The sequence below is a fragment of the Brachybacterium sp. NPDC056505 genome, assembly GCF_042794925.1.
In the GTDB taxonomy this organism is placed as follows: domain Bacteria; phylum Actinomycetota; class Actinomycetes; order Actinomycetales; family Dermabacteraceae; genus Brachybacterium; species Brachybacterium kimchii.
The window spans coordinates 277,912-297,724 of sequence record NZ_JBHTSV010000001.1 but is presented as its reverse complement, the minus strand read 5'-3'; the positions used below and the strand labels follow the sequence as shown (position 1 = coordinate 297,724).

The following is a 19,813-nucleotide window of genomic DNA, read 5'->3' as shown; positions in this document are numbered from 1 at the left end:
CTGATCGAGTCGGATTGACCGAATCGAGCCCGATCGGCGCCGGGCCCGGATGCGGGGCCTCTGCGCACCGCTGCGGACGGCTCAGCTCCTCAGCGATTGCATCTGCGCGAAGAGCCGCAGCATGGCGGCGCGCTTCTCCGTGTCGCTGCCGTTGTCGTTCAGGATCATCAGCGTCTCGTTGTCGGGCAGCGGGTAGGTCGAGTGCGGGAACACGAAGGTCCCGCCGTTGCGGGAGTCGTCCGCGTCCTCCGGGTCCGACGCGGGGTAGCTCTGCGCCCAGAGCTCGGCGAAGAGCGCGACGACGTGCGGACGCAGCCGCGAGTAGGCGCTGATGACTTCGCCGGCGACCGCGTCGATCGCGAACTCGACGTCCTCCGTGCACAGGGCAGGGTCGGTGACCGGGGCGTCCCGGGCCGGGTAGGTGTCGGACTGCTCCCGGGCCGCGCTGTCTGCCGCCGGGACGTCCGCCGTCGGGGCGTCCGCCGTCGGGCCGTCCGGGTCGACGCGTTCGGCCTCGGCCTGCAGCTGGGCGACGGTCATCAGGTCATGCGCGGCCATCCACGCGGCCATGTCGACCGGGGCGAGGGCATGGGGCCCCTCGAGGATCGCGGGCGGCTCGGGCTCCTCGTCCGTGCCGTCATAGGTGGTGCCGAACAGGGCGAGCGCCGCCAGGCGGATGCGCGCGTCGGCCCCTTCGATCCCGTTCGACGGGATCTGGACGGGCACCTCGCCGACGACAGCCAGCGTGGACCACGCGTGGGCGAGCCAGCGCACGTCACCGCCGCTCGCGAGCCCCTGGGCATAGTGGGCGCACAGGGCGTCGAAGACCGGGACGCCGTCGGGCGGGGCGGCGCCCGTGCTCTCCCCAGGCCCCTCTGCCGGATCGCTGGTCGGTCTCATGTGCGCATTCTGCTCCGAAGGACCGACGAACCAACCGTTGCGGGGTGACGCGGCGCGGCGAGAACTTCGCCGTGGAGTCCCATAGCTGCCGGCGCGCGCCGCGGTCGACGGGCATTGACAGCCGACGCCGGATCAGCGCGAAAGTGACACGAGAGCCGCGTCGGTCTCCGCTGCGAGCGGAGCCGTGGCGGGCCCACGACGAGTGACGGCGAGCGCTGCGGCGGCGTTCGCCCGTCGGACGGCATCCGAGAGCCGCGCTCCTGCGGCGAGACGGGCGCAGAGGACTCCCGTATGCGCATCGCCGGCGCCGTTCGTGTCTATGGCTTCGACGACGCACCCCGCCACCGGCAGGACGCCCCCGCCCGGCTGCGCGATGTACGCCCCGTCGGCCCCGGCGCGCAGCACGATCGTCGTCCCGGAGAGCCGGCAGAGCATCTCCGCGATCTCAGGGGCCGAGGTCCCGCGGGCAGGGGCGCCTCCGGCGTCCCCCCCGAGGCGGTCGACGAGGATTCGCGCCTCTCGCTCGTTCGTGGTCCAGACGTCGGCACGCTCCAGGACTGTCCGGACGGCGTCCAGGTCCACGTCGCCGATCACGGGAGCGGGGTCCACGACGACAAGGGCGACTGGCAGGGCCGGCAGCCAGTTCAGGAGTGCTGCGCGATTGGTCTCGTGCGCCAGGGAGTACCCCGACACGCACACGACGTCTCCGAGCTGCGGATGAGAGGAGCGCAGCTGATCGGGGCCTGTGTGCGCCTCGGCCCCGGCCGTGGAGACGAACGTCCGCTCGGCATCGGCGTCGACGAGGGCGATGCTGAAGCCCGTGTCACGCGAAGGATCCGGGCCCGACACGAGGTCCACCCCTTCGTTCTCGAGCGCCGCACGCACGAGGTCGCCGAAGGGCCCCGTGCCGTGGCTGCCCGCGTACACCACGCGGGCCCCGTCACGGGCCGCTGCCGCCATCGTGTTCACGCCTCCGCCGGCAGCGAGCACGTGCTCGGTCGTGAAGACGTCGCCTCCCGGCTCCGGCAGGCCGGGGATCCGCAGCACGACGTCCACGACGGCCTGCCCCGTGTGGATCACACGCGGTCCTGTCGCCGCACCCGAGTCGCCGCCGCTCATGCGTCGCGCTCCACGCCGCGCAGACCGACGAGGGCGTACAGGATTCCGCCGATGACCGCGGCGAGCAACCATGCCATGCCGTTGACCCCGATCCACGTGTCGAACAGCGGACCGGTGTACCAGGGCGTCGAGCCCGGACTGATCTGCATGAACAGCGCGGCCACGGCGATCGCGACGACCCACGGCACGACGGCGGCCCAGCGCACCCCGCCTGTGTAGGAGTACCTGCTGCCCGGGGTGAGGTCCAGCAGTGCCACGGGGTCGTAGCTCTGCCGCTTCGCGAGGTCGACCAGGAAGATCCCGACCCAGGCGGAGATCGGCACGGCGAGCAACGAGATGAAGGTGATGAACGGACCGTAGAAGCCGTGGGCGACCAGCAGGAACAGCAGCGAAGCGGTGGTCGTGACCACGACGTCGACGATCACGGCGTACACGCGCCTCACGCGCAGCCCGAGCGTCAGAGTCGTGAGCCCGGCCGAGTAGACCGAGAGATGGTTGGACAGCAGCAGTCCGACGAAGGACACCAGCAGATAGACCACCGCGATGGAGTGCGGCAGCGTGCTGCGGATGGTGTCGAGAGGATTGGCGGACGTCGCGATCGCCGCGTCGGACGCGCCGAGCATCGACCCCATCGAGATCATGATGACGAGGGGGATGCCCGCACCGGCGGACGCGGAGGCCACGAGCGACAGTGCACGGACGGAGGGCGCCTGGTAGCGGGCCATGTCGGCCCCGGAGTTCGCCCAGCCGATGCCGGTGCCCGCAGCGATCGTCCCGATGCCCGTGAGCACCGCGGCAGTGGTGCCGTTCGGCGCCTGAGCCACCTGCGCCCAGTCGATCCGGAACACGAGGAAGGCGAGGATCACCAGGTTCACCGCGCCGAAGATCCAGGTGGACCACTTCTGGACGACCAGGATGATCGCGTGCCCCATGCCGGAGACGGACACGGTGAAGCCGACGAACAGGACGACCCCGACGACCGCGACCAGCGGGGCGGACTTCGCGTCGGCACCGGTGCCCAGGACCAGCGACGCGATGGTGACCACGGCGAGGGCTGCGGTCGACGTGTTGACGGTCTCCCAGCCCAGGCGGGAGAGCAGCGCGACCAGGGTCGGTCCGGCGTTTCCACGGGTTCCGAAGATCGCGCGGGACAGGGTGAGGCTGGGCGCTCCGCCGCGGCGCCCCGCGATGGAGATCAGGCCGACGATCGCGAAGGAGCCGAACGCGCCGATCACGGCGACGAGGATCGACTGCCACACGGAGAGGCCGAGCGCGATGAGGCTGACGCCCAGCGGCAGTCCCAGCACCGAGATGTTGGCGGCGAACCACACCCAGAACAGCTCCAGGGGGTTGCCGTGCCGCTCCTCCTCGGGGACCGGCTCGATCCCCCGCTGCTCGAGGGAGCCGAGGGCTCCGTCCTGCACAGGGGGTGCGTCGGCGTGCGCGGCGTCCGCGGGATACGTCGGCGGGGCGGTCACGGGGTCGGGAATCTCGGTGGGCATCATCGGCACCTTAGGGACGAGGGGTCTGAGGGACGAGGGTTCAGGAGCGCAGGGCGAGGAGCCGCCGCGCGATGGGCTCGAGGTCGAGGTCGTTGACCTGCTGGACGATCCGGAGGGCTTCGGCGGGGAACGCCGCGGCGCCGTGCACGGCGCCGAGCACCGCGCCGGCCATGGCCGCCACGGTGTCGGTGTCGCCGCCGAGGGAGGCCGCGGTGCAGAGCGCGTCGAAGGGATCTGCGCTGCCCCGCTCGACGAGCAGGAGAGCGGCGACGACCGACTCCTGCGACTGCACGGAGGTGCCGACGACGTCGTAGAGGAAGTCCTCGACGTCCTCTCGTGCCATCCCGCCGACGGGGCCGCGGAAGACGGAGAAGCGCTGAGCGATCGAGCCGCCCGCGATCCAGTTCCCGCGCACGGCGCCGTCGGCCGCGGCCGACGTCGCGGCGTCGAGCGCCTGGTCGATGTCAGCGCCGTCCACGCCGGCCGACACCGCGGCGGCGATGGCCGCGGCGCCGGAGATCCCCAGCCCCGTGTTGTGGGTGACTCTGCTGGCCTGGACGACGGCCTCCAGCAGGTGCGGGCCCGGCGCGTGGGCGATGCCGACGGGCGCGATGCGCATCGCTGCACCGTTCGTGGTGCCGTAGCGGCCGGTCTCCTCGACGGGCTCTCCGGCCTGCAGCTTCGCGAGCGCCGAGCGTGTGGAGGGCCCGAGGAGGTCGAGGGAGCCGCGAGCGATCATGTCCTGCTCCCAGGAGATCAGCGCGTCGGCGAAGGCGTGCTCGTCCACGCGGCCGCCGCCGTCGACCACGAGCCGCGCGAGGATCAGCGCCTGCTCCGTGTCATCGGTGACGGAGCCCGCCGGCATCCCGGGGGCGATCGGCTGGTCCGGAGCCCCCGCGACGAAGCCCTCGATCCGGCCGCAGCGGGCTCTGATGCCGGAACGCGGGAGCGACTGCGTGGGCATTCCCAGGGCGTCGCCGATCGCGAGGCCGAGCAGCGCGCCGTGCGCGCGGTCGAGGGCCGTCGTCGAGTGTCCGGCGGCGCTCATCGCTCGCCTCCGAAGGTCAGCGCGAGGGAGAAGTGCTGGGGGTCGAGGAGGGAGACGACGTGCTCGACGAATCGACCGTCGGAGTCGAAGGAGGTGCGCGACGTGCGCAGGAAGGCCTCCCCGGCATCGCGGCGCAGGATCCCCGCCTCGCGCGCGTCGAGGAGGCGGATGTCGGCCCGCTGGGTGCCCTGCACGGGGACGAGCCCCGCCGCCCGGAGTGTGGAGGCGAGGGAGTCCTCGACGAGACCTGCGGCGGGGAGATCCGCGAGCATCCCGATGGCGGGGACGGAGGCGCACTCGAAGGAGACCGGGACGTCGTCTCCGTCGGCAACCCGCAGACTGCGCACGCGGCGCACGGCGACGGCCCTGGTCAGGTCGACGTCCGCGGGAAGGAGAGGCACCTCGTCGCGCCCCACGGGCTCGATGCCGAGGATCTCGGCGGTCACGTCGCTGCCGGCGGAGGCCATCGACTGCGCCCATCCGCGGTCCTGATCCAGCTGGTGGCCGTCGAAGATGACGAAGGACCCGCGTCCGGTCTCCGTGGCGATCAGCCGCTGGTGCTGCAGCTCGCTCAGCGCCTGGCGGATGGTGCTGCGGGACACCCCGAACTCCTCGGCGAGGCGGTGCTCGCCCTCGAGCTTCGTCCCGGGCTCGTACTCCCCTGCCCGAATGCGGCCGGCGAGCGTGTCGACGATCGACTGCCGCTTGCTCCGCGCAACCTGTGTATACATGTAGCTACATGTACACCATCGAGGACCCGGAGCGCCAGGAGCGTCCGCCCCGGCGCCCCGCCGCCAGCTCAGTCGTGCAGGTGCTTGATGGCGTAGTCCGCCTGCTCGTCCGTGAACTGCTCGCCGTACTCGGAGGTGAGCTGCTCATGGATGTCGTCGTCGGACATGCCGCCGGACTCCTCGTAGAGCTTCGCCTTCTCCAGCGCGTTCTTGTTCCAGTCCGCATCCACGTGGTCGGCCGCGTAGGTGGCGGTCTCCTCGCTGTAGCCCTCGAACACGAGCGTGTCGTGGATGCCCTGCTTCGAGGAGTAGAGCATGTCGGACTGGATCTTCGCGTCGGCGAGCGCGCCGTCCTTGTCGTCGGGGTCGACGTCCGTGCCGGTGTCAGCGGAATCATCCGAGTCCGCGTCGGCAGAGGACTCGTCATCGGGGGTCGCGTCGACGGTGCGATCGGACGGGGTGGCGGAGTCGGTGGGCTCATCCGACGTGTCGTCCGAGGAGGAGGCCGAGACCGTGGTGGGCGCCGGCCCATCGCTGCCGGCGCTGTTCACGAGCACCACGACCACGATGACGACGGCCGCGATCGCGAGCAGCGCGAGGCAGCCACAGCCGCCCAGCACCCACCACAGCGTCTTGGACTTCTTCGGCGGCTCCTGCCCCTGGCCCGCCTGCGGCGCGGCGCCGAACTGCGCGGCCTGAGTGGTGCCGTCGAACGACGCCCCCTGCGCGGGGCCCCCGTACTGCGGGGCCTGCGAGGGGCTGCCGTACGACGACGCGGGGTCCGACGCGCCGAACCCGCCGTTCGCGGATGCGGAGCCGGGGACCCCCGAGTTCGCGGAGCCCGACGTGCCGGGAGTGGGAGGAGTGCTGGTCATCTAGGGATTCCGTTCGGGATCGGGGTGCGTGCGCGGTATCAGACGAGAAGCCGACCGGACACGCGAGGAGGACATGGAGCACTGAGACGAGGAGGCGGCTCCGCGCCGGCGCAAGCGCCCGGGAGGGCGCTGCTGCCGGGGCGCAGTCTACGGACCCGCGGCGGCGTCGGGCGGTGGGACCCGCGCACATCCGCGTTCATCGCCGGAACCGCAGCGTCCGCGCCCGCAGCGGACCGTCGGCCCCTCTCCCGCCCCGTGCTACGGTCGTCGCCGATCCCTCGGGTGCCCGTCGCAACGGGCTGAGATCGGACTGATGCCGTCCGAGTACCGACCGAACCTGCTCCGGGTCATGCCGGCGAAGGAAGAAGGAGAGCGACTGCATGTCTGCACGCCCCGAGAACTACCCCACCCACCGCCTCGGCCACCTCGAGGACCCCGCGCACGGCATCCGCGTGCCGGTCACGAGGATCGCCCAGGACGACTCCCCCACCGGCGCGACGAACCCGCCGCTCGAGGTCTACCGCACCGCCGGCCCCGGCAGCGAGCCGGAGGTGGGCCTGCCCGCGCCGCGCGAGAACTGGATCCGCGATCGCGGCGACGTCGAGGAGTACCAGGGACGGGCCCGTGACCTGGCCGATGACGGCCGCGGGGCGGTGCGCCGCGGCGGGGCGAGCGCCGAGTGGCGCGGCGCGCGTCGATCGCCGGTCCGCTCGGCCGATGGCCGCACCGTCACGCAGATGCACTACGCCCGTCGAGGCGAGATCACCCCCGAGATGCGTTTCGTGGCGCTGCGGGAGGGCTGCGACGTCGAGCTCGTGCGCGAGGAGCTCGCCGCGGGCCGCGCGATCATCCCTGCGAACGTGAACCACCCCGAGGCGGAACCGATGATCATCGGCCGACGCTTCCTGGTGAAGGTCAACGCGAACATCGGGAACTCAGCGGTGACCTCGTCGATCGCCGAGGAGGTCTCCAAGCTCGAGTGGGCCACCCGCTGGGGCGCGGACACCGTCATGGACCTGTCCACCGGGGACGACATCCACACCACTCGCGAGTGGATCCTGCGCAACTCCCCCGTGCCGATCGGCACCGTCCCGATCTACCAGGCCCTCGAGAAGGTGAACGGCGACGCGAACGCGCTCACCTGGGAGATCTTCCGCGACACGGTGATCGAGCAAGCCGAGCAGGGCGTCGACTACATGACGATCCATGCGGGCGTGCTGCTGCGCTACGTGCCGCTGACAGCGAACCGGGTGTCGGGCATCGTCTCGCGCGGCGGCTCGATCCTGGCCGGCTGGTGCCTCGCCAGGCACCGGGAGAACTTCCTCTACGAGCACTTTGACGAGCTGTGCGAGATCTTCGCCCGCTACGACGTCTCCTTCTCGCTCGGCGACGGGCTGCGTCCCGGGTCCCTGGCGGATGCGAACGACGCCGCCCAGTTCGCCGAGCTCGACACCCTCGCCGAGCTCACCCGCCGCGCCTGGCAGCACGACGTGCAGGTGATGGTCGAGGGCCCGGGCCACGTGCCGCTGCATCTGGTGCGCGAGAACGTGGAGCGCCAGCAGGAGCTGTGCGACGGTGCGCCGTTCTACACGCTCGGGCCGCTGGTCACGGACGTCGCCCCTGCGTATGACCACATCACCTCGGCGATCGGGGCGACGGAGATCGCCCGTTACGGCACCGCGATGCTCTGCTACGTGACCCCGAAGGAGCACCTGGGTCTGCCGGACCGCGACGACGTGAAGACGGGCGTGATCACCTACAAGATCGCCGCCCACGCGGCCGATGTCGCCAAGGGCCACCCTGGGGCCCGCTCACGGGACGACGCCCTGTCGAAGGCGCGCTTCGAGTTCCGCTGGCGGGACCAGTTCGGCCTCTCTCTGGACCCGCAGCTGGCCGAGGAGTACCACGACGAGACGCTGCCGGCCGAGCCCGCGAAGACCGCGCACTTCTGCTCGATGTGCGGGCCGAAGTTCTGCTCGATGAAGATCTCGCAGGACATCCGCGACGAGTTCGGCGGCGAGGCCGCCCAGCAGGAGATCGCCGCCGCCGGCATGGCCGAGAAGTCCCGCGAGTTCCGCGAGCGCGGCGGGACCGTGTACCTGCCGCAGCCGGGGGTCGGGGTGCCGGTGGGTGAGTGAGGGCGGGTGGTGCGTGTGCGCTGCGGCCTGGGGCCGACGGGCCGACGGGCCGACGGGCCGACGGGCCGACGATCAAGCGCATGCGCACCGCACCCCTCACCCCCGCCGTGGGGCACCGTACTCTGAGGTCACACCGCCCCACACATCCGAGGAGCGCTAGGACCATGCCCGACTCCGCCATTGCCGTCGTTGGCGCCATCATCGTGCGGGACGGTCTCGTGTTCGCGGCTCGGAGGTCACCCGAGCGCAGCGCCGGCGGGCTCTGGGAATTCCCGGGCGGCAAGGTGGAGCCAGGCGAGACGCCGCAGGAAGCACTCGTGCGCGAGCTGCGCGAGGAACTCGGGGTGCGGGTGGAGGTCGGTGCACGCGCTGCCCGTTGCACGACGGCAGTCGGCACTGCGCTGATTGACCTCGACTGCTACTGGGCAACGCTGACCAGAGACACCCCGACCCACAGCACCGACCACGACGCTCTCGCGTGGATCGCACCCACGGACCTGCTCGGGCGGCAATGGTCTCCGGCGGACGTGCCGATCATCGAAGAGGCATTTTCACGAACAACCTTGAGTGTCCCCAAAGGTTCGGAACCACGCCATGACTGACCAGCCGCAGCTCTCTCCCGGCCTCTACGAACTTCTCGTCACCTCGGGGCTCACGCGACTCCTCGACGACGTGGACCACGAGCTCCTGAGCGCAGCCACCGAGGTGGTGGACGACGCCGATGTCCCGCACGTGCTTACCCAGCACCTCAGCTCAGTCCTTGAGTCCACGCTCTCCGAGCTTCCCAAAGAACGCCAGATCGATACAGCGAATCAGGTGCTCAGCATCCTCGCTGAGGCGTCGGGCCAGGCCTCCATAGCGCCCGGTCCGAAGATTCTCACCTCAGTCAGCGCGACACCGGTTCTGCCTCCAGCCCGCCCCTCGACGCCACTGCGCGATGTCGCGCTCTTCACGAACTCGCACCTCGACCCTCAGCTCGGATCGGAGCTGCGCCTCGAAATGGGGAGCGCGGACCGCATCGACCTGTTATGCGCGTTCGTGCAGTGGAGCGGCATCCGCGTCCTCGAGGCCCCGCTGCGCGAGGCTGCGGAGCGCGGCGTACCGATCCGAGTTCTCACCACCACGTACATCGGCGCGACCGATCGGCGTGCACTCGACTTCTTTGTGCGACAGCTCGGTGCCGAGGTGCGAGTGAACTACGAGTCGCAGTCGACCCACTTGCACGCCAAAGCATGGATGTTCCATCGCAGGAGCGGCTTCCCCACCGCCTACGTCGGCAGCTCCAACATGAGTCGCGCGGCGCTCGTCGACGGACTCGAGTGGAACGTCAGGTTGTCCCAACACGCCACTCCGACGCTGCTGGACAAGTTCAACTCGACGTTCGCTGGGTACTGGGACAACCCTGCGTTCGCGACGTATGACCCCGACACCGACGCTGAGTTCCTCGACGCCATGCTGGCGAAGAACAGAGGAGGCCCCTCTGGCGTCGCCTTCGACTCCACATACTTGGATGTCCGCCCGTACCCCCACCAGCAGATCATGCTGGACGACCTCGCTTCCGAACGCCTCATACACGGACGTCACCGCAACCTGCTGGTGGCCGCGACAGGCACCGGCAAGACTGTCATTGCAGCACTTGACTACCGACGCCTTGCAGGACGTGGGCCCAAACCTGCACTCCTGTTTCTCGCACATCGCAAAGAGATACTCGAGCAGGCGTTGAGCACGTACCGAGCGGTACTCAAGGACCCTTCCTTCGGCGAACTCTACGTGGACGGCAACCGCCCGAGGCGATGGCAGCATGTCTTCGCTTCTGTGCAGTCTCTGTCCAACCCAGATGAACTCGCACGATGGTCGCCCACCTCATTCAACGTTCTGGTGATCGACGAGTTCCACCACGCACGTGCACGCACATACAGCCGCATACTTGACCACTTCTCCCCTCAGGAGTTGCTGGGGCTGACCGCCACCCCGGAGAGGGCCGACGGAGTGAACGTGGCGGACTATTTCTTTGCAGGGTGCATCGCCAGCGAGTTGAGGCTCTGGGACGCCCTCGAGGCTGATCTACTCGTACCGTTCCACTACTTCGGGATTGCCGACGGCGTGGATCTCAGCGCTATCATGTTCCGACAGGGACGCTACGACACGGGGCAGCTGTCGAAGGCGCTCACGGGTAATGACGCTCGGGCACGGATCATCCTGCAGGCGGTGTCCGAGAAGGTGACAGACGTCGGGACCATGCGGGCGCTGGGTTTTTGCGTAACCGTCGAGCACGCCCAGTATATGGCGGACGTATTCTCCCAGGCCGGCATCCCCGCGATCGCGCTGTCTGGCGATTCTGGGTCGAATGAGAGACGGAACGGACTGCGCAAACTCCGAGATGGCACGATTTCTTGCATTTTCGCCGTCGACCTCTTTAATGAGGGGCTTGACATCCCCATGATCGACACCGTTCTCATGCTTCGGCCCACGCAGTCCGCAACAATATTCCTTCAGCAACTGGGGCGAGGGCTGCGGCGCACAGAGAGCAAGTCGGTTCTGACCGTGCTGGATTTCGTCGGAATGCAGAGCAAACAGTTCCGATTCGACCTGAAATATCGCGCGCTCACCGGCCTCTCGCGCAACCGTCTCGAAAATAGTATCCAAGAGGGTTTCCCGTTCCTTCCGCCTGGATCGCAAATCGTCTTTGACCGAGTCGCCGAAGCCATCGTTCTCAATAACGTGCGTCAGCAACTCAAGTTGAGCACGAAGGACCTGGTGGCGGACGTCCGTCAGCACCGTCCAGCAGGTTCCGACCCCTCCGAGTACCGGATGAGCGAGTACTTGCACGACGCGGATCGGTCACTCGCCGACATCTACGGCCCGGGCGATCGCACGTTCCAGGGCAACAGGAAGCCCTCCACCTGGACATCAGTTGTCGATTGGGCGTTCCCCGAGACTGCCACTGAGATCAGCGATCCCACGTCCCTAGCCCTGCTCAGGCGGGTGTCGAACCTTGTGCATGTTGATGATCCCCAGAGGATCAACACCTACCGCCGGCTCCTCACCGCTCCAAGGCTCAGCAACACTGTCGACCACGACCCCTTCGCGGCGATGCTCACCTATTCCTTCTGGCCCTCGGGTCATCCTGAAGGAATCCATGGCGCCCTGACCCGCCTCCGTGATGACCCTGCTGTGACCCGCGAGGTACTGGGCCTGCTGGAGCATCTCGAGGTCGCCTCCAGGTCGCTGCCGGAACCGCTCGGCGGTCTTCTCGCGAAGTCCCCTTTGCGTTCCCATGCACACTATTCGCGAGAGGAACTCCTCGCTGGTCTTGGGCTTGGAACTCTCGACCCCGGACACCCCGGATCGATTCGCGAGGGCGTAAAATGGCTGCCATCGTTGCGCACCGACGCCCTTCTCGTGACAATCAAGAAGTCCGAAGCAGAATATTCCCCCAGCACTCTCTACCGCGACTACGCCATCAACCAGGAACTCTTCCATTGGGAATCACAGAGCACCACTAGCGCACAAAGCGCCACGGGGCAGCGGTATCAGCACCACCGCGGGCAGGGTTCTCACGTAGTGCTGTTCGCGCGCCGGGCCAAGACTGGCGACATCGGGACAGAGCCATACCTGTGCCTCGGCACTGCACAATTCCAGGAATCCCAGGGATCTCGACCCATGCAGATCACGTGGAAGCTAGATCGGCACATGCCAACTGACCTTTACCTAGAAGCCCGCACCGCCGCGTAAGTAGCGACGACATCCAGCCGAGCCGGCACACCGCCCCACCCATCCTTGCCGTCCGCCCGGCAGGACGCTCCACAAACACGCCAGCCTCCACTTTCGACAACTTCCTCACTGGTTGCGCCTGAAAGGACGGCGAGCCACGCACGAACCGTGCCGAACCGCAGCGGCCCGAAGGCTTTCCAGCGATAGAGGTCCCTACTCGCGGAGACTATGGCGTACAGCCGGGGCCACACCGCTTGATACTGGCCCGACGCGTTGGGCCACCGCCTCGCAACTCAGTAAGGCCCATTCCTCGCGCGCGTGCGCATGAACTCATCTTGCCACGCCGCGCTCCTGACTAGCGCCCCCTTGGTCGGGCTCATGCCCTCGCCCTCGATCATGCGCCGCCATGTAGTCCGCGAACGCATTGATTCTCGACTGCATCCGCCTTCGTTCCTCCATGTCGTCCGTCGGAAAGCACGCCCCGCACGCGCGCCAGCCGGCGAGTGCAACGACCTCATCGCTGCTCGCGTCGGCCAAGCGCACGAGCCAAGCCAGGATCGTCGTCGGGCGGAGTGTCCTGCAGTACCGGTGACGGTGCAGGTGACCGCGGGGCGAGAGTGTGGCATACACACGCAGCCATCTCCCCCGGTCGGTATAGATGCGGTCGAGCGCCTTGATGTTCTCCGTCAGCGCCCGGATCACGTCGTCTTGGATCTCGGAATCGGGCGGACGCATCCCATTCAGCATCTCGGGAGTTACGGAGCCGGAGCGGACCGGCGGCAATACCCGCATGTCCGTGCCTCGAAGTTCGTGACGACGATCGGTCCTCTGCCTCCTCAGATCAAAGAGATGAGCGTCAAAGGCTTGAGGTGAAGCCGTCCACGGGTCGAATGCGATCCCCGTGATTGGTCGCGGGGCTTCCGGCGTTGACGTCATCGTTGTGGCCTTTCGCTGCGCGAGTTCGCGTGTTCTCGTGTCAGGGCCGCCATGCTGCACCCTCAACGCACGGCGCGCCAGAGCGCATTGCAGGTGTCTCTCCACGGCTCACGTACCTGGTTCAACTCTCCGTCGCTCTGCTACACCTTCGTGCCGCTGAAGGGCGACGACCACCTCCTCTGCTACGCCCAGCAGGTGACGATGAGCTCCTGGCACCGCGGCCGGAGAGCTACCAGGACACGGCCTTCTCTCAGCGCCATGGCTTGGTGCCCTCGGCGCGGGCACTTCCGAAGGCTCCGGGCGCGCAAGCGCCCGCACCTGCCTCTCGAACGTCCTCGAGTCACCCTGTGTGCTTCGTGATCCAGGCGTCGGCTCTGTTCACCCTGGCCGCGATCGGCGTTCCCAGCAGCGGGCTCGGGTTCGAGGCTGTCGCGGTGTGCTCATCTTCGCCCAGGCCGAAGAACGTGGACGCCGAGGGCATGAGCGATCCCCGCGATCCCCCGGGTCGGGACGCGGCGTGTGCGGCAGTCGCGAGCGGAGATCCGACGGCACGAGTAGCAAACCGTTGATTGACAGGTCCCGCGCACGGACGAAGGATCGGCCCATGTCCGCATCGCTCCAGGAGGCCTACGAGGCCGCTCTCGCTGCCAAACCTGCCCACGTCCAAGCGATGAGCGACGCCCAGCATCCCGGTCGCGTGAAGGGTCCGGCGCCGCTGCCGCCCGACGTGCCCGAGCGCTACGAGGTCGAGGAGCGGGAGATCGCCGGCTTCCCGGTGCAGGTCCTGCATCCGCATGAGAGCAGCTCGGGGATCCAGGTCGTCTACTTCCACGGCGGCGCGTACACCCTGCCGTTCCAGGAGTCGCACGGGCGGATCGTGCTGGGGCTGGCCGACCGCACCGGCGCTGACCTGTGGATCCCGCACTACCTGCCTGGTCCCGACGGCACCATCGAGGACGCCCTGCCCTTCGTCGACGCCCTGGCCCGGGAGGTCCCGAGCGTGGCCGGAGACAATCGGTACATCGTCGCCGGCGAGTCCGCCGGAGGGAACATGGCCCTGGTGCAGACTCTGCGCGCCGCGCAGAGCGGCACCCGGATGCCGGATCACCTGGTGGTCCATGCCCCCTGGGTCGACCTGCGCACGGCCGATCCCGAGTCCGTGCGGATGGAGCCGACCGACGTGCTGATGACCGTCGACAATCTGCACCTGTCCGCCCGGAACTGGGCGGGCGGTAGAGACCTCACCGACCCGATGGTCAGCCCGATCTTCGGGCACATCGGCTCCCTGCCGCCGGTCACGGTCCTGCAGGGCACGAGGGATCTGTTGCTCCCGGACGTGCTGCGATTTGTCCAGGAGGCCCGAGCGCAGGGCGTGGAGGTGGAGCTCGACCTGGTCGAGGGCGCCTTCCACGTCTACCCCGCGGCGGACGCTCCCGAAGCACACGCGGCGCTGGACCTCGCGGCGCGGCGGATCCTCGGCTGAATCGCCGCAACTGCCCTGCCTCGGCCCGGGACCACTGCACGTGACCGTGGCGCCGGACGAGAGCTCCGGCCTTCCGCATGGTGAATCCCTTGCGGACCTCGATGGCTCCCCCGTCATACTGGATCCGATCACACAGGCCGCCGACCGGTCCCGTACGTCGAAGCAGACACCGCGTCCTCGGTCCGCGCGCCATCGGCAGCCGGACTCCCCGTCGGCTCCGCACTCTGGCCCATCCCACTGCCTTCGAGGACCACCCGGTGACCTCCGACCTCCGCCTCGGCTTCAGCTCCTACTCCTTCCACCCGAAGCTCTCCTCGGGCGAGATGACGCTGCGCGAGGTGATCGACTGGATCGCCGCGGGCGACGGCGAGCACCTCGAGCTGGCGATCCTCTCCGACGAGCCCGACTCCCCCGTCCCCTCGATCGGCTGGGACGACGCCGCTGTCGACGCTATCCGCGAGCACTCCGCCTCAGCCGGCGTCACCCTCTCGAGCCTCGCCGTCGGCGCGGACCTCGCCTCCGAGGATCCCGACCAGGCGTCCCGCGAGATCGACCTCGTGAAGGCCTACGTGGACCTCGCGCAACGCCTGGGCATCACCCGCATGCGCCACGACGTGGTGCGCCACGCCGGGATCGAGGGCGACGACACCCCGCTGTTCGAGCAGGTCCTGCAGCGCATCGTCGCCGGCGCGCGGGAGATCGCGCGGTACGCGGCGACCCGGGGTATCACCACGAGCCTCGAGAACCATGGCTTCTTCGTGCAGTCCGCCGACCGCGTGCGCCGCATCGTGCACGCGGTGGACGAGCCGAACTTCCGCACCACCCTGGACGTCGGCAACTTCGTGTGCGTCGACGAGTCGCCCGAGGCGTCGGTCGCCCAGAACCTCCCCTATGCGATGGTCGTGCACCTCAAGGACTTCTACGTCCGTCCGGCCGACGCAGACCTGGGTGAGGGCTGGTTCCGCAGCCGGGGCGGCATGCACCTGCGCGGCGCGGTCGTGGGCTGCGGCGACCTGGATCTGGCGGCGATCTGCCGCAGCATCCGCGCCTCGGACTTCGCGGGCTTCGTCGCGATCGAGTTCGAGGGCTGGGAGGACAGCCTGCTGGGCTGCTCCCGCGGTCTGGCGAACGCCCGCCGCCTGCTCGGCCTCTGACCCGTCGGCCCTCTCTCCTCCCTCCCACCCCCAGACCTCAGGAGCACCCACGTCATGACCACCCTGCGCATCGGCGTCATCGGCGCCGGCACCATCGCCCGCGCCCACCTCGACGCCTACGCCGTCCACCCCGAGGCGGAGCTCGTCGCCATCAGCGACGTGAACCCCGAGCGCGCCCGGGCGGTCGCCGAGGAGTACGGCGCCCGCCGCGCCTACGGCGACCCGCACGAGCTGCTGGCCGATCCCGAGGTCGACGCCGTGAGCATCTGCACCTGGAACAACACCCACGCGGAGTGGGCGATCGCCGCCGTCCGCGCCGGCAAGCACGTGCTGGTCGAGAAGCCCCTGGCCCGCACCCTCGAGGAGGCGGAGCGGATCCAGGAGGCCGTCGCGGGCGCGGACCGTGTGCTGCAGGTCGGGTTCGTGCGCCGCCACGCCCCGAACTGCCAGGTCCTGAAGTCCTTCATCGACGCGGGCGACCTGGGCGAGATCTACTACGCGAAGGCCTCCTGCATCCGGCGGGCGGGCAACCCGGGCGGCTGGTTCGCGGACAAGGACATCGCCGGCGGCGGCCCGCTGCTGGACATCGGCATCCACGTGCTGGACCTCTGCTGGTACCTGATGGGCAGCCCGACGGCCGTCACGGTCAGCGGCAGCACCTACGACCTGCTCGGCAACCGCGCCAACATCACCACCCTGCCGCGCTACCAGGTCTCGGACCACGACCCCGCGGCCAACAGCGTCGAGGACATGGCCACGGCGCTCGTGCGCTTCGACAACGGGGCGACCCTGCAGATCGACTGCTCGTACTCCCTGCACGCGGCGCAGGACTCGATCAGCGTCTCCGTCTTCGGGGACAAGGGCGGAGCCGACCTCGAGCCCCGTCTGAGCATCGCCACCGAGATGCACGACTCGATCGTGAACGTGACCCCGCAGATCGGCTCCGGCACCTTCGAGATGGAGGCCGGTTTCCAGGCGGAGATCGCGCACTTCGTCGACTCCTGCCTGGGTCGCATCGAGAACCTGGCGCCCGTCGGCCACGGCGTCGAGATCGTGAAGATCCTCGAGGCGATCTACGCATCCGCGGCGCAGGGGCGCGAGGTCGCGCTGAGCTGATCCGGGTCGCCCGACGGAGACCGACCGCTTTGCGCTCTCCGGCGAGCATCGGAAATGCCGGGAGGCACCGGGACGGAAAGCCCGATGGGGGCATTCCGGGCAGCTCTGTTCATCGCTCGGCAACGGTCGTATCGTGAACAGAGCTGCTGATGACGAAGCTGTCGATCGCTCGGATCCCGCATGGGAGGGCGCGATGTTCGAGACCGATGTCCTGGAGATTCCCCAGAGCGCTCGCACGGGCTCTCTCCCCGCCGAATCCTCCGTGCGCACGCTGTTGCACGACGTGCACGAGCGCTACCGCGACCTGCAGGAAGGCTCGGTCGCGGACTACATCCCGGTGCTGGCGGAGGCCGATCCGGACCTGTTCGCCGTCTCCCTCGCCGAGGCCGCGGGGCCGATGCACACGGCCGGTGACACCTCCGCCCTCTTCACGATCCAATCGATCTCGAAAGCATTCGTGCTCGCTCTGGTCATCGATGCGATCGGCCACGAGAGCGTGCACGAGATCGTGGGCGTCAACAACACCGGGCTGCCTTTCAATTCCGTCATCGCCCTCGAGCTGAACAACGGGAGCCCGATGAACCCGATGGTGAATGCGGGCGCCATCGCCACCACCGCCCTCATGCCGGGGCGGGACGGCGCCGCGAAGTTCGAGGCGATCCGGGAGGGGCTCAGCGCCTTCGCGGGCCGTCCGCTGCGGATCGACGAGACGGTGCTGGAGTCCGAGTCCGCGAGCAACCATCGCAACCGGGGGATCGCCGATCTGCTGACCAGCTACGACCGGCTCCGCATACCTGCGGAGGAGGCCCTCGACGCCTACACGCGGCAGTGCTCCCTCCTGGTCACGTCCGATGATCTCGCCGTCATGGGCGCCACCCTCGCGGCGGGCGGCGTGAACCCCCGGACGGGCCGACGGGTCGTCTCGGCGGAGGTCTGCCGCGACACCCTGGCCGTCCTCGCCTCCTGCGGCATGTACGAGCTGTCCGGCGAATGGATGTTCGAGATCGGTCTGCCCGCGAAGTCGGGGGTCTCGGGAGGGATCGCCGCCATCGCACCGGGCAAGGGCGCCGTGGGCGTCTTCTCCCCGCCGCTCGACCGCGCCGGCAACAGCGTGCGCGGCCTGCGGACCTGCGCGTACCTCTCGCGAGCCCTCGGACTGAACCTCTTCGCCTCCCCCAGCCCCTGAACCGTCGTCGCCGCCCCTTCCCCTCCCGATCCCCATCACCCATCCCTGATCCCTGATCCCCACAGGACCACGACCACCAGGAGGGTCCTCATGTCCTCTGCCTCCTCCCCGTCCTCGACGAAGGACCCCGAGCAGCGACGCTCGTGGGTGCCCATGATCGGGCTGTTCCTCGCCCAGGTCCTCATGTCCTTCAACGTCGCGGCCCTGCCGATCTCGTTGGGAGGCATGGTCGAGGACTTCCACGTCCCGCCCACCACCGCGAGCTCGACCATCGTGGTCTACGGCCTCGCCGTGGCCGCGCTCGTGATGACCGGCGCCAAGCTCGGCCAGCGCATCGGCTGGACGCTGATCTTCCGCGGCGTCCTGGTCGTGTTCGCCGCCTCGTCGCTGCTGATGATCTTCTCGCGCACGATCACGTGGGCGATCGCCGGGCAGCTGCTGGCCGGCGCGGCCGCCGCGATCATCGTGCCGGCGCTCGTCGCGCTGATCGCCGAGAACTATCGCGGAGCGCAGCAGGCCACCGCCGTCGGCTCCCTGGGGTCGGCCCGGGCCTTCTCGGGCATGAGCGCCTTCCTCATCGGCGGAACCCTGGGGACCCTCGTCGGATGGCGACCGATCTTCCTCATCACCCTCGCCCTCGCCGTGGCGGTCTTCGCGCTCAGCTTCACCCTGCGCTCGGACCGCGGGGACCCCACGGTGAGGATCGACATCATCGCCTCGGTGCTGATCGGCGCCGCGATCGTGATGCTCACCCTCGGCTTCAACAACCTCAACGGGTGGGGGATCCTGCGCGCCGAGGACACGGCCCCGTTCTCGGTGCTCGGCATGTCGCCCGCGCCGGTCCTGGTGGTGCTCGGCCTCATCAGCGGCCAGGCGTTCCTGCTGTGGACGCGCCGCCGCATGGCCTCCGACCGGGTGCCACTCGTGGACCTGCGGGTGCTCGGCTCGCGCTCCGAGCGGTCCGCCGTGTACGCGATGTTCATCATCGTGGCGATGGAGGCGGCCGTGAACTTCACCGTCCCCACCTACATCCAGGTGGTGCAGGGGCGCGCCCCCTTCGCCACGTCGCTGGCGATGATGCCGTTCAACCTCACCGTGTTCGTCACGGCCACCCTCATCGTCCGCTTCTACTCGCGCTTCAGTCCCCGCACGATCGCCCTGTTCTCGTTCGCGCTGACCACGATCGCGCTGGTCTGGCTCGCAGCGGTTGTCACGAACAACTGGGAGACGCTGCCGACGATCCTCGGGCTCATCGTCTTCGGCATCGGCCAGGGCTCTCTCGTGACACTGGTCTTCAACGTGCTGGTCACGAGCGCCCCGAAGCGGCTCGCCGGGGACGTCGGATCGCTGCGCGGGACCACGCAGAACCTGGCGTCGGCCGTGGGGACGGCCGTCATGGGTGCGCTCCTGGTGACGCTGCTCGGTGTGAACGTGGGCCGCGCAGTCGTCGATCACACGGAGCTCCCGTCCGAGCTCGTCTCGCAGGTCGACCTCGACAACGCGAACTTCGTGAGCAACGCCGAGCTCGAGGAGCTGCTTGAGGGCACGACGGCCACGCCTCAGCAGGTCGACGCCGCGATCGAGGTGAACGAGGCCGAGCGCCTGCGCACCCTGAAGCTCGGCTTCCTGGTCCTGGCAGGGATCAGTGCGGCCGCCGCTCTGCCGGCCTCGCGGCTGCCCCGCTACCGCCCGGAGGAGATCCCGGACCCGGCCCCGCAGGACTGATCGCTCGCCACCAGCAGTCGCAGGTGGTCGCTCGCGTCCGCTGGGCTGCCGCTCGTCGGCGGCGACCGCTCGCGCCCACGCGCCAGGATTTCACCGGCCTGCCGACGATCTCCTGGTGACGACCGGCGATCAGACGTGCCCGCAGCGGGACCATCGGGCCCCCTCGCTCTCGCTCCGGTTCGCATG

General features: G+C 69.0%; 16 protein-coding genes and 1 riboswitch. Of the genes, 8 read left to right on the top strand and 8 right to left on the bottom strand.

Features of this window, described 5'->3' with window-relative positions:
• Nucleotides 1-81: 81 nt before the first annotated feature.
• From ACFQ53_RS01375 to ACFQ53_RS01350, 6 genes are all read right to left on the bottom strand, one after another.
• Complete coding sequence (locus ACFQ53_RS01375) at nt 82-900, bottom strand: hypothetical protein (RefSeq protein WP_377854238.1); 819 nt, start codon at nt 898-900, stop codon at nt 82-84.
• Between the two features lie 132 nt (nt 901-1,032).
• Complete coding sequence (locus ACFQ53_RS01370) at nt 1,033-1,980, bottom strand: PfkB family carbohydrate kinase (protein ID WP_377854236.1); 948 nt, start codon at nt 1,978-1,980, stop codon at nt 1,033-1,035.
• 35 nt (nt 1,981-2,015) lie between these two features.
• Nucleotides 2,016-3,521, bottom strand: a complete 1,506-nt coding sequence (locus ACFQ53_RS01365; protein WP_377854233.1) for a purine-cytosine permease family protein — start codon at nt 3,519-3,521, stop codon at nt 2,016-2,018.
• A 40-nt stretch (nt 3,522-3,561) separates the two neighbouring features.
• Complete coding sequence (locus ACFQ53_RS01360; protein WP_377854230.1) at nt 3,562-4,569, bottom strand: ADP-ribosylglycohydrolase family protein; 1,008 nt, start codon at nt 4,567-4,569, stop codon at nt 3,562-3,564.
• Nucleotides 4,566-5,300: a GntR family transcriptional regulator gene (locus ACFQ53_RS01355; protein ID WP_377854227.1), complete on the bottom strand. Its 735-nt coding sequence runs from the start codon at nt 5,298-5,300 to the stop codon at nt 4,566-4,568. The genes ACFQ53_RS01360 and ACFQ53_RS01355 overlap by 4 nt, the downstream gene beginning before the upstream one ends.
• 68 nt (nt 5,301-5,368) lie before the next feature.
• Nucleotides 5,369-6,175 (bottom strand): Ltp family lipoprotein, encoded by an 807-nt coding sequence (locus ACFQ53_RS01350; RefSeq protein ID WP_377854224.1) that lies wholly within the window; start codon nt 6,173-6,175, stop codon nt 5,369-5,371.
• Nucleotides 6,176-6,443: 268 nt separating this feature from the next.
• Nucleotides 6,444-6,558: riboswitch (TPP riboswitch) on the top strand.
• Here ACFQ53_RS01350 and thiC point away from each other — a divergent pair.
• The 3 genes from thiC to ACFQ53_RS01335 all read left to right on the top strand — a co-directional run bounded on the left by thiC (nt 6,556) and on the right by ACFQ53_RS01335 (nt 12,048).
• Nucleotides 6,556-8,313, top strand: coding sequence for a phosphomethylpyrimidine synthase ThiC (thiC, locus tag ACFQ53_RS01345; RefSeq protein WP_377854221.1), 1,758 nt, complete (start codon nt 6,556-6,558; stop codon nt 8,311-8,313). Its footprint overlaps the riboswitch before it by 3 nt.
• Before the next feature lie 164 nt (nt 8,314-8,477).
• The gene (locus ACFQ53_RS01340; RefSeq protein WP_377854218.1) at nt 8,478-8,915 is read left to right on the top strand and encodes a (deoxy)nucleoside triphosphate pyrophosphohydrolase; all 438 of its coding nucleotides are present in this window, start codon (nt 8,478-8,480) and stop codon (nt 8,913-8,915) included.
• A complete protein-coding gene (locus ACFQ53_RS01335) occupies nt 8,908-12,048 on the top strand; it encodes a DUF3427 domain-containing protein (protein WP_377854216.1) in 3,141 nt (1,046 codons plus the stop codon). The genes ACFQ53_RS01340 and ACFQ53_RS01335 overlap by 8 nt, the downstream gene beginning before the upstream one ends.
• 309 nt (nt 12,049-12,357) lie before the next feature.
• On the opposite strand, the gene ACFQ53_RS01330 is transcribed toward ACFQ53_RS01335, so the two are convergent.
• Complete coding sequence (locus ACFQ53_RS01330) at nt 12,358-12,762, bottom strand: hypothetical protein (RefSeq protein WP_152354480.1); 405 nt, start codon at nt 12,760-12,762, stop codon at nt 12,358-12,360.
• A gap of 541 nt (nt 12,763-13,303) precedes the next feature.
• Nucleotides 13,304-13,444 (bottom strand): hypothetical protein, encoded by a 141-nt coding sequence (locus ACFQ53_RS01325; RefSeq protein WP_377854213.1) that lies wholly within the window; start codon nt 13,442-13,444, stop codon nt 13,304-13,306.
• Nucleotides 13,445-13,567: 123 nt separating this feature from the next.
• Here ACFQ53_RS01325 and ACFQ53_RS01320 point away from each other — a divergent pair, with 123 nt between their 5' ends.
• The 5 genes from ACFQ53_RS01320 (at nt 13,568) to ACFQ53_RS01300 (ending at nt 19,627) form a co-directional block, all read left to right on the top strand.
• Nucleotides 13,568-14,446 (top strand): alpha/beta hydrolase fold domain-containing protein, encoded by an 879-nt coding sequence (locus ACFQ53_RS01320; protein ID WP_152354481.1) that lies wholly within the window; start codon nt 13,568-13,570, stop codon nt 14,444-14,446.
• A 257-nt stretch (nt 14,447-14,703) separates the two neighbouring features.
• The gene (locus ACFQ53_RS01315; protein ID WP_377854210.1) at nt 14,704-15,600 is read left to right on the top strand and encodes a sugar phosphate isomerase/epimerase family protein; all 897 of its coding nucleotides are present in this window, start codon (nt 14,704-14,706) and stop codon (nt 15,598-15,600) included.
• Nucleotides 15,601-15,654: 54 nt separating this feature from the next.
• Entirely contained in the window at nt 15,655-16,716 is a 1,062-nt protein-coding gene (locus ACFQ53_RS01310) for a Gfo/Idh/MocA family protein (protein ID WP_152354483.1), read from the top strand.
• Nucleotides 16,717-16,909: 193 nt separating this feature from the next.
• On the top strand, nt 16,910-17,902 hold the full coding sequence (gene glsA / locus ACFQ53_RS01305) for a glutaminase A (protein WP_377854206.1): 993 nt from the start codon (nt 16,910-16,912) through the stop codon (nt 17,900-17,902).
• A gap of 90 nt (nt 17,903-17,992) precedes the next feature.
• Nucleotides 17,993-19,627 (top strand): MFS transporter, encoded by a 1,635-nt coding sequence (locus ACFQ53_RS01300; protein WP_377854203.1) that lies wholly within the window; start codon nt 17,993-17,995, stop codon nt 19,625-19,627.
• Nucleotides 19,628-19,813: the final 186 nt, after the last annotated feature.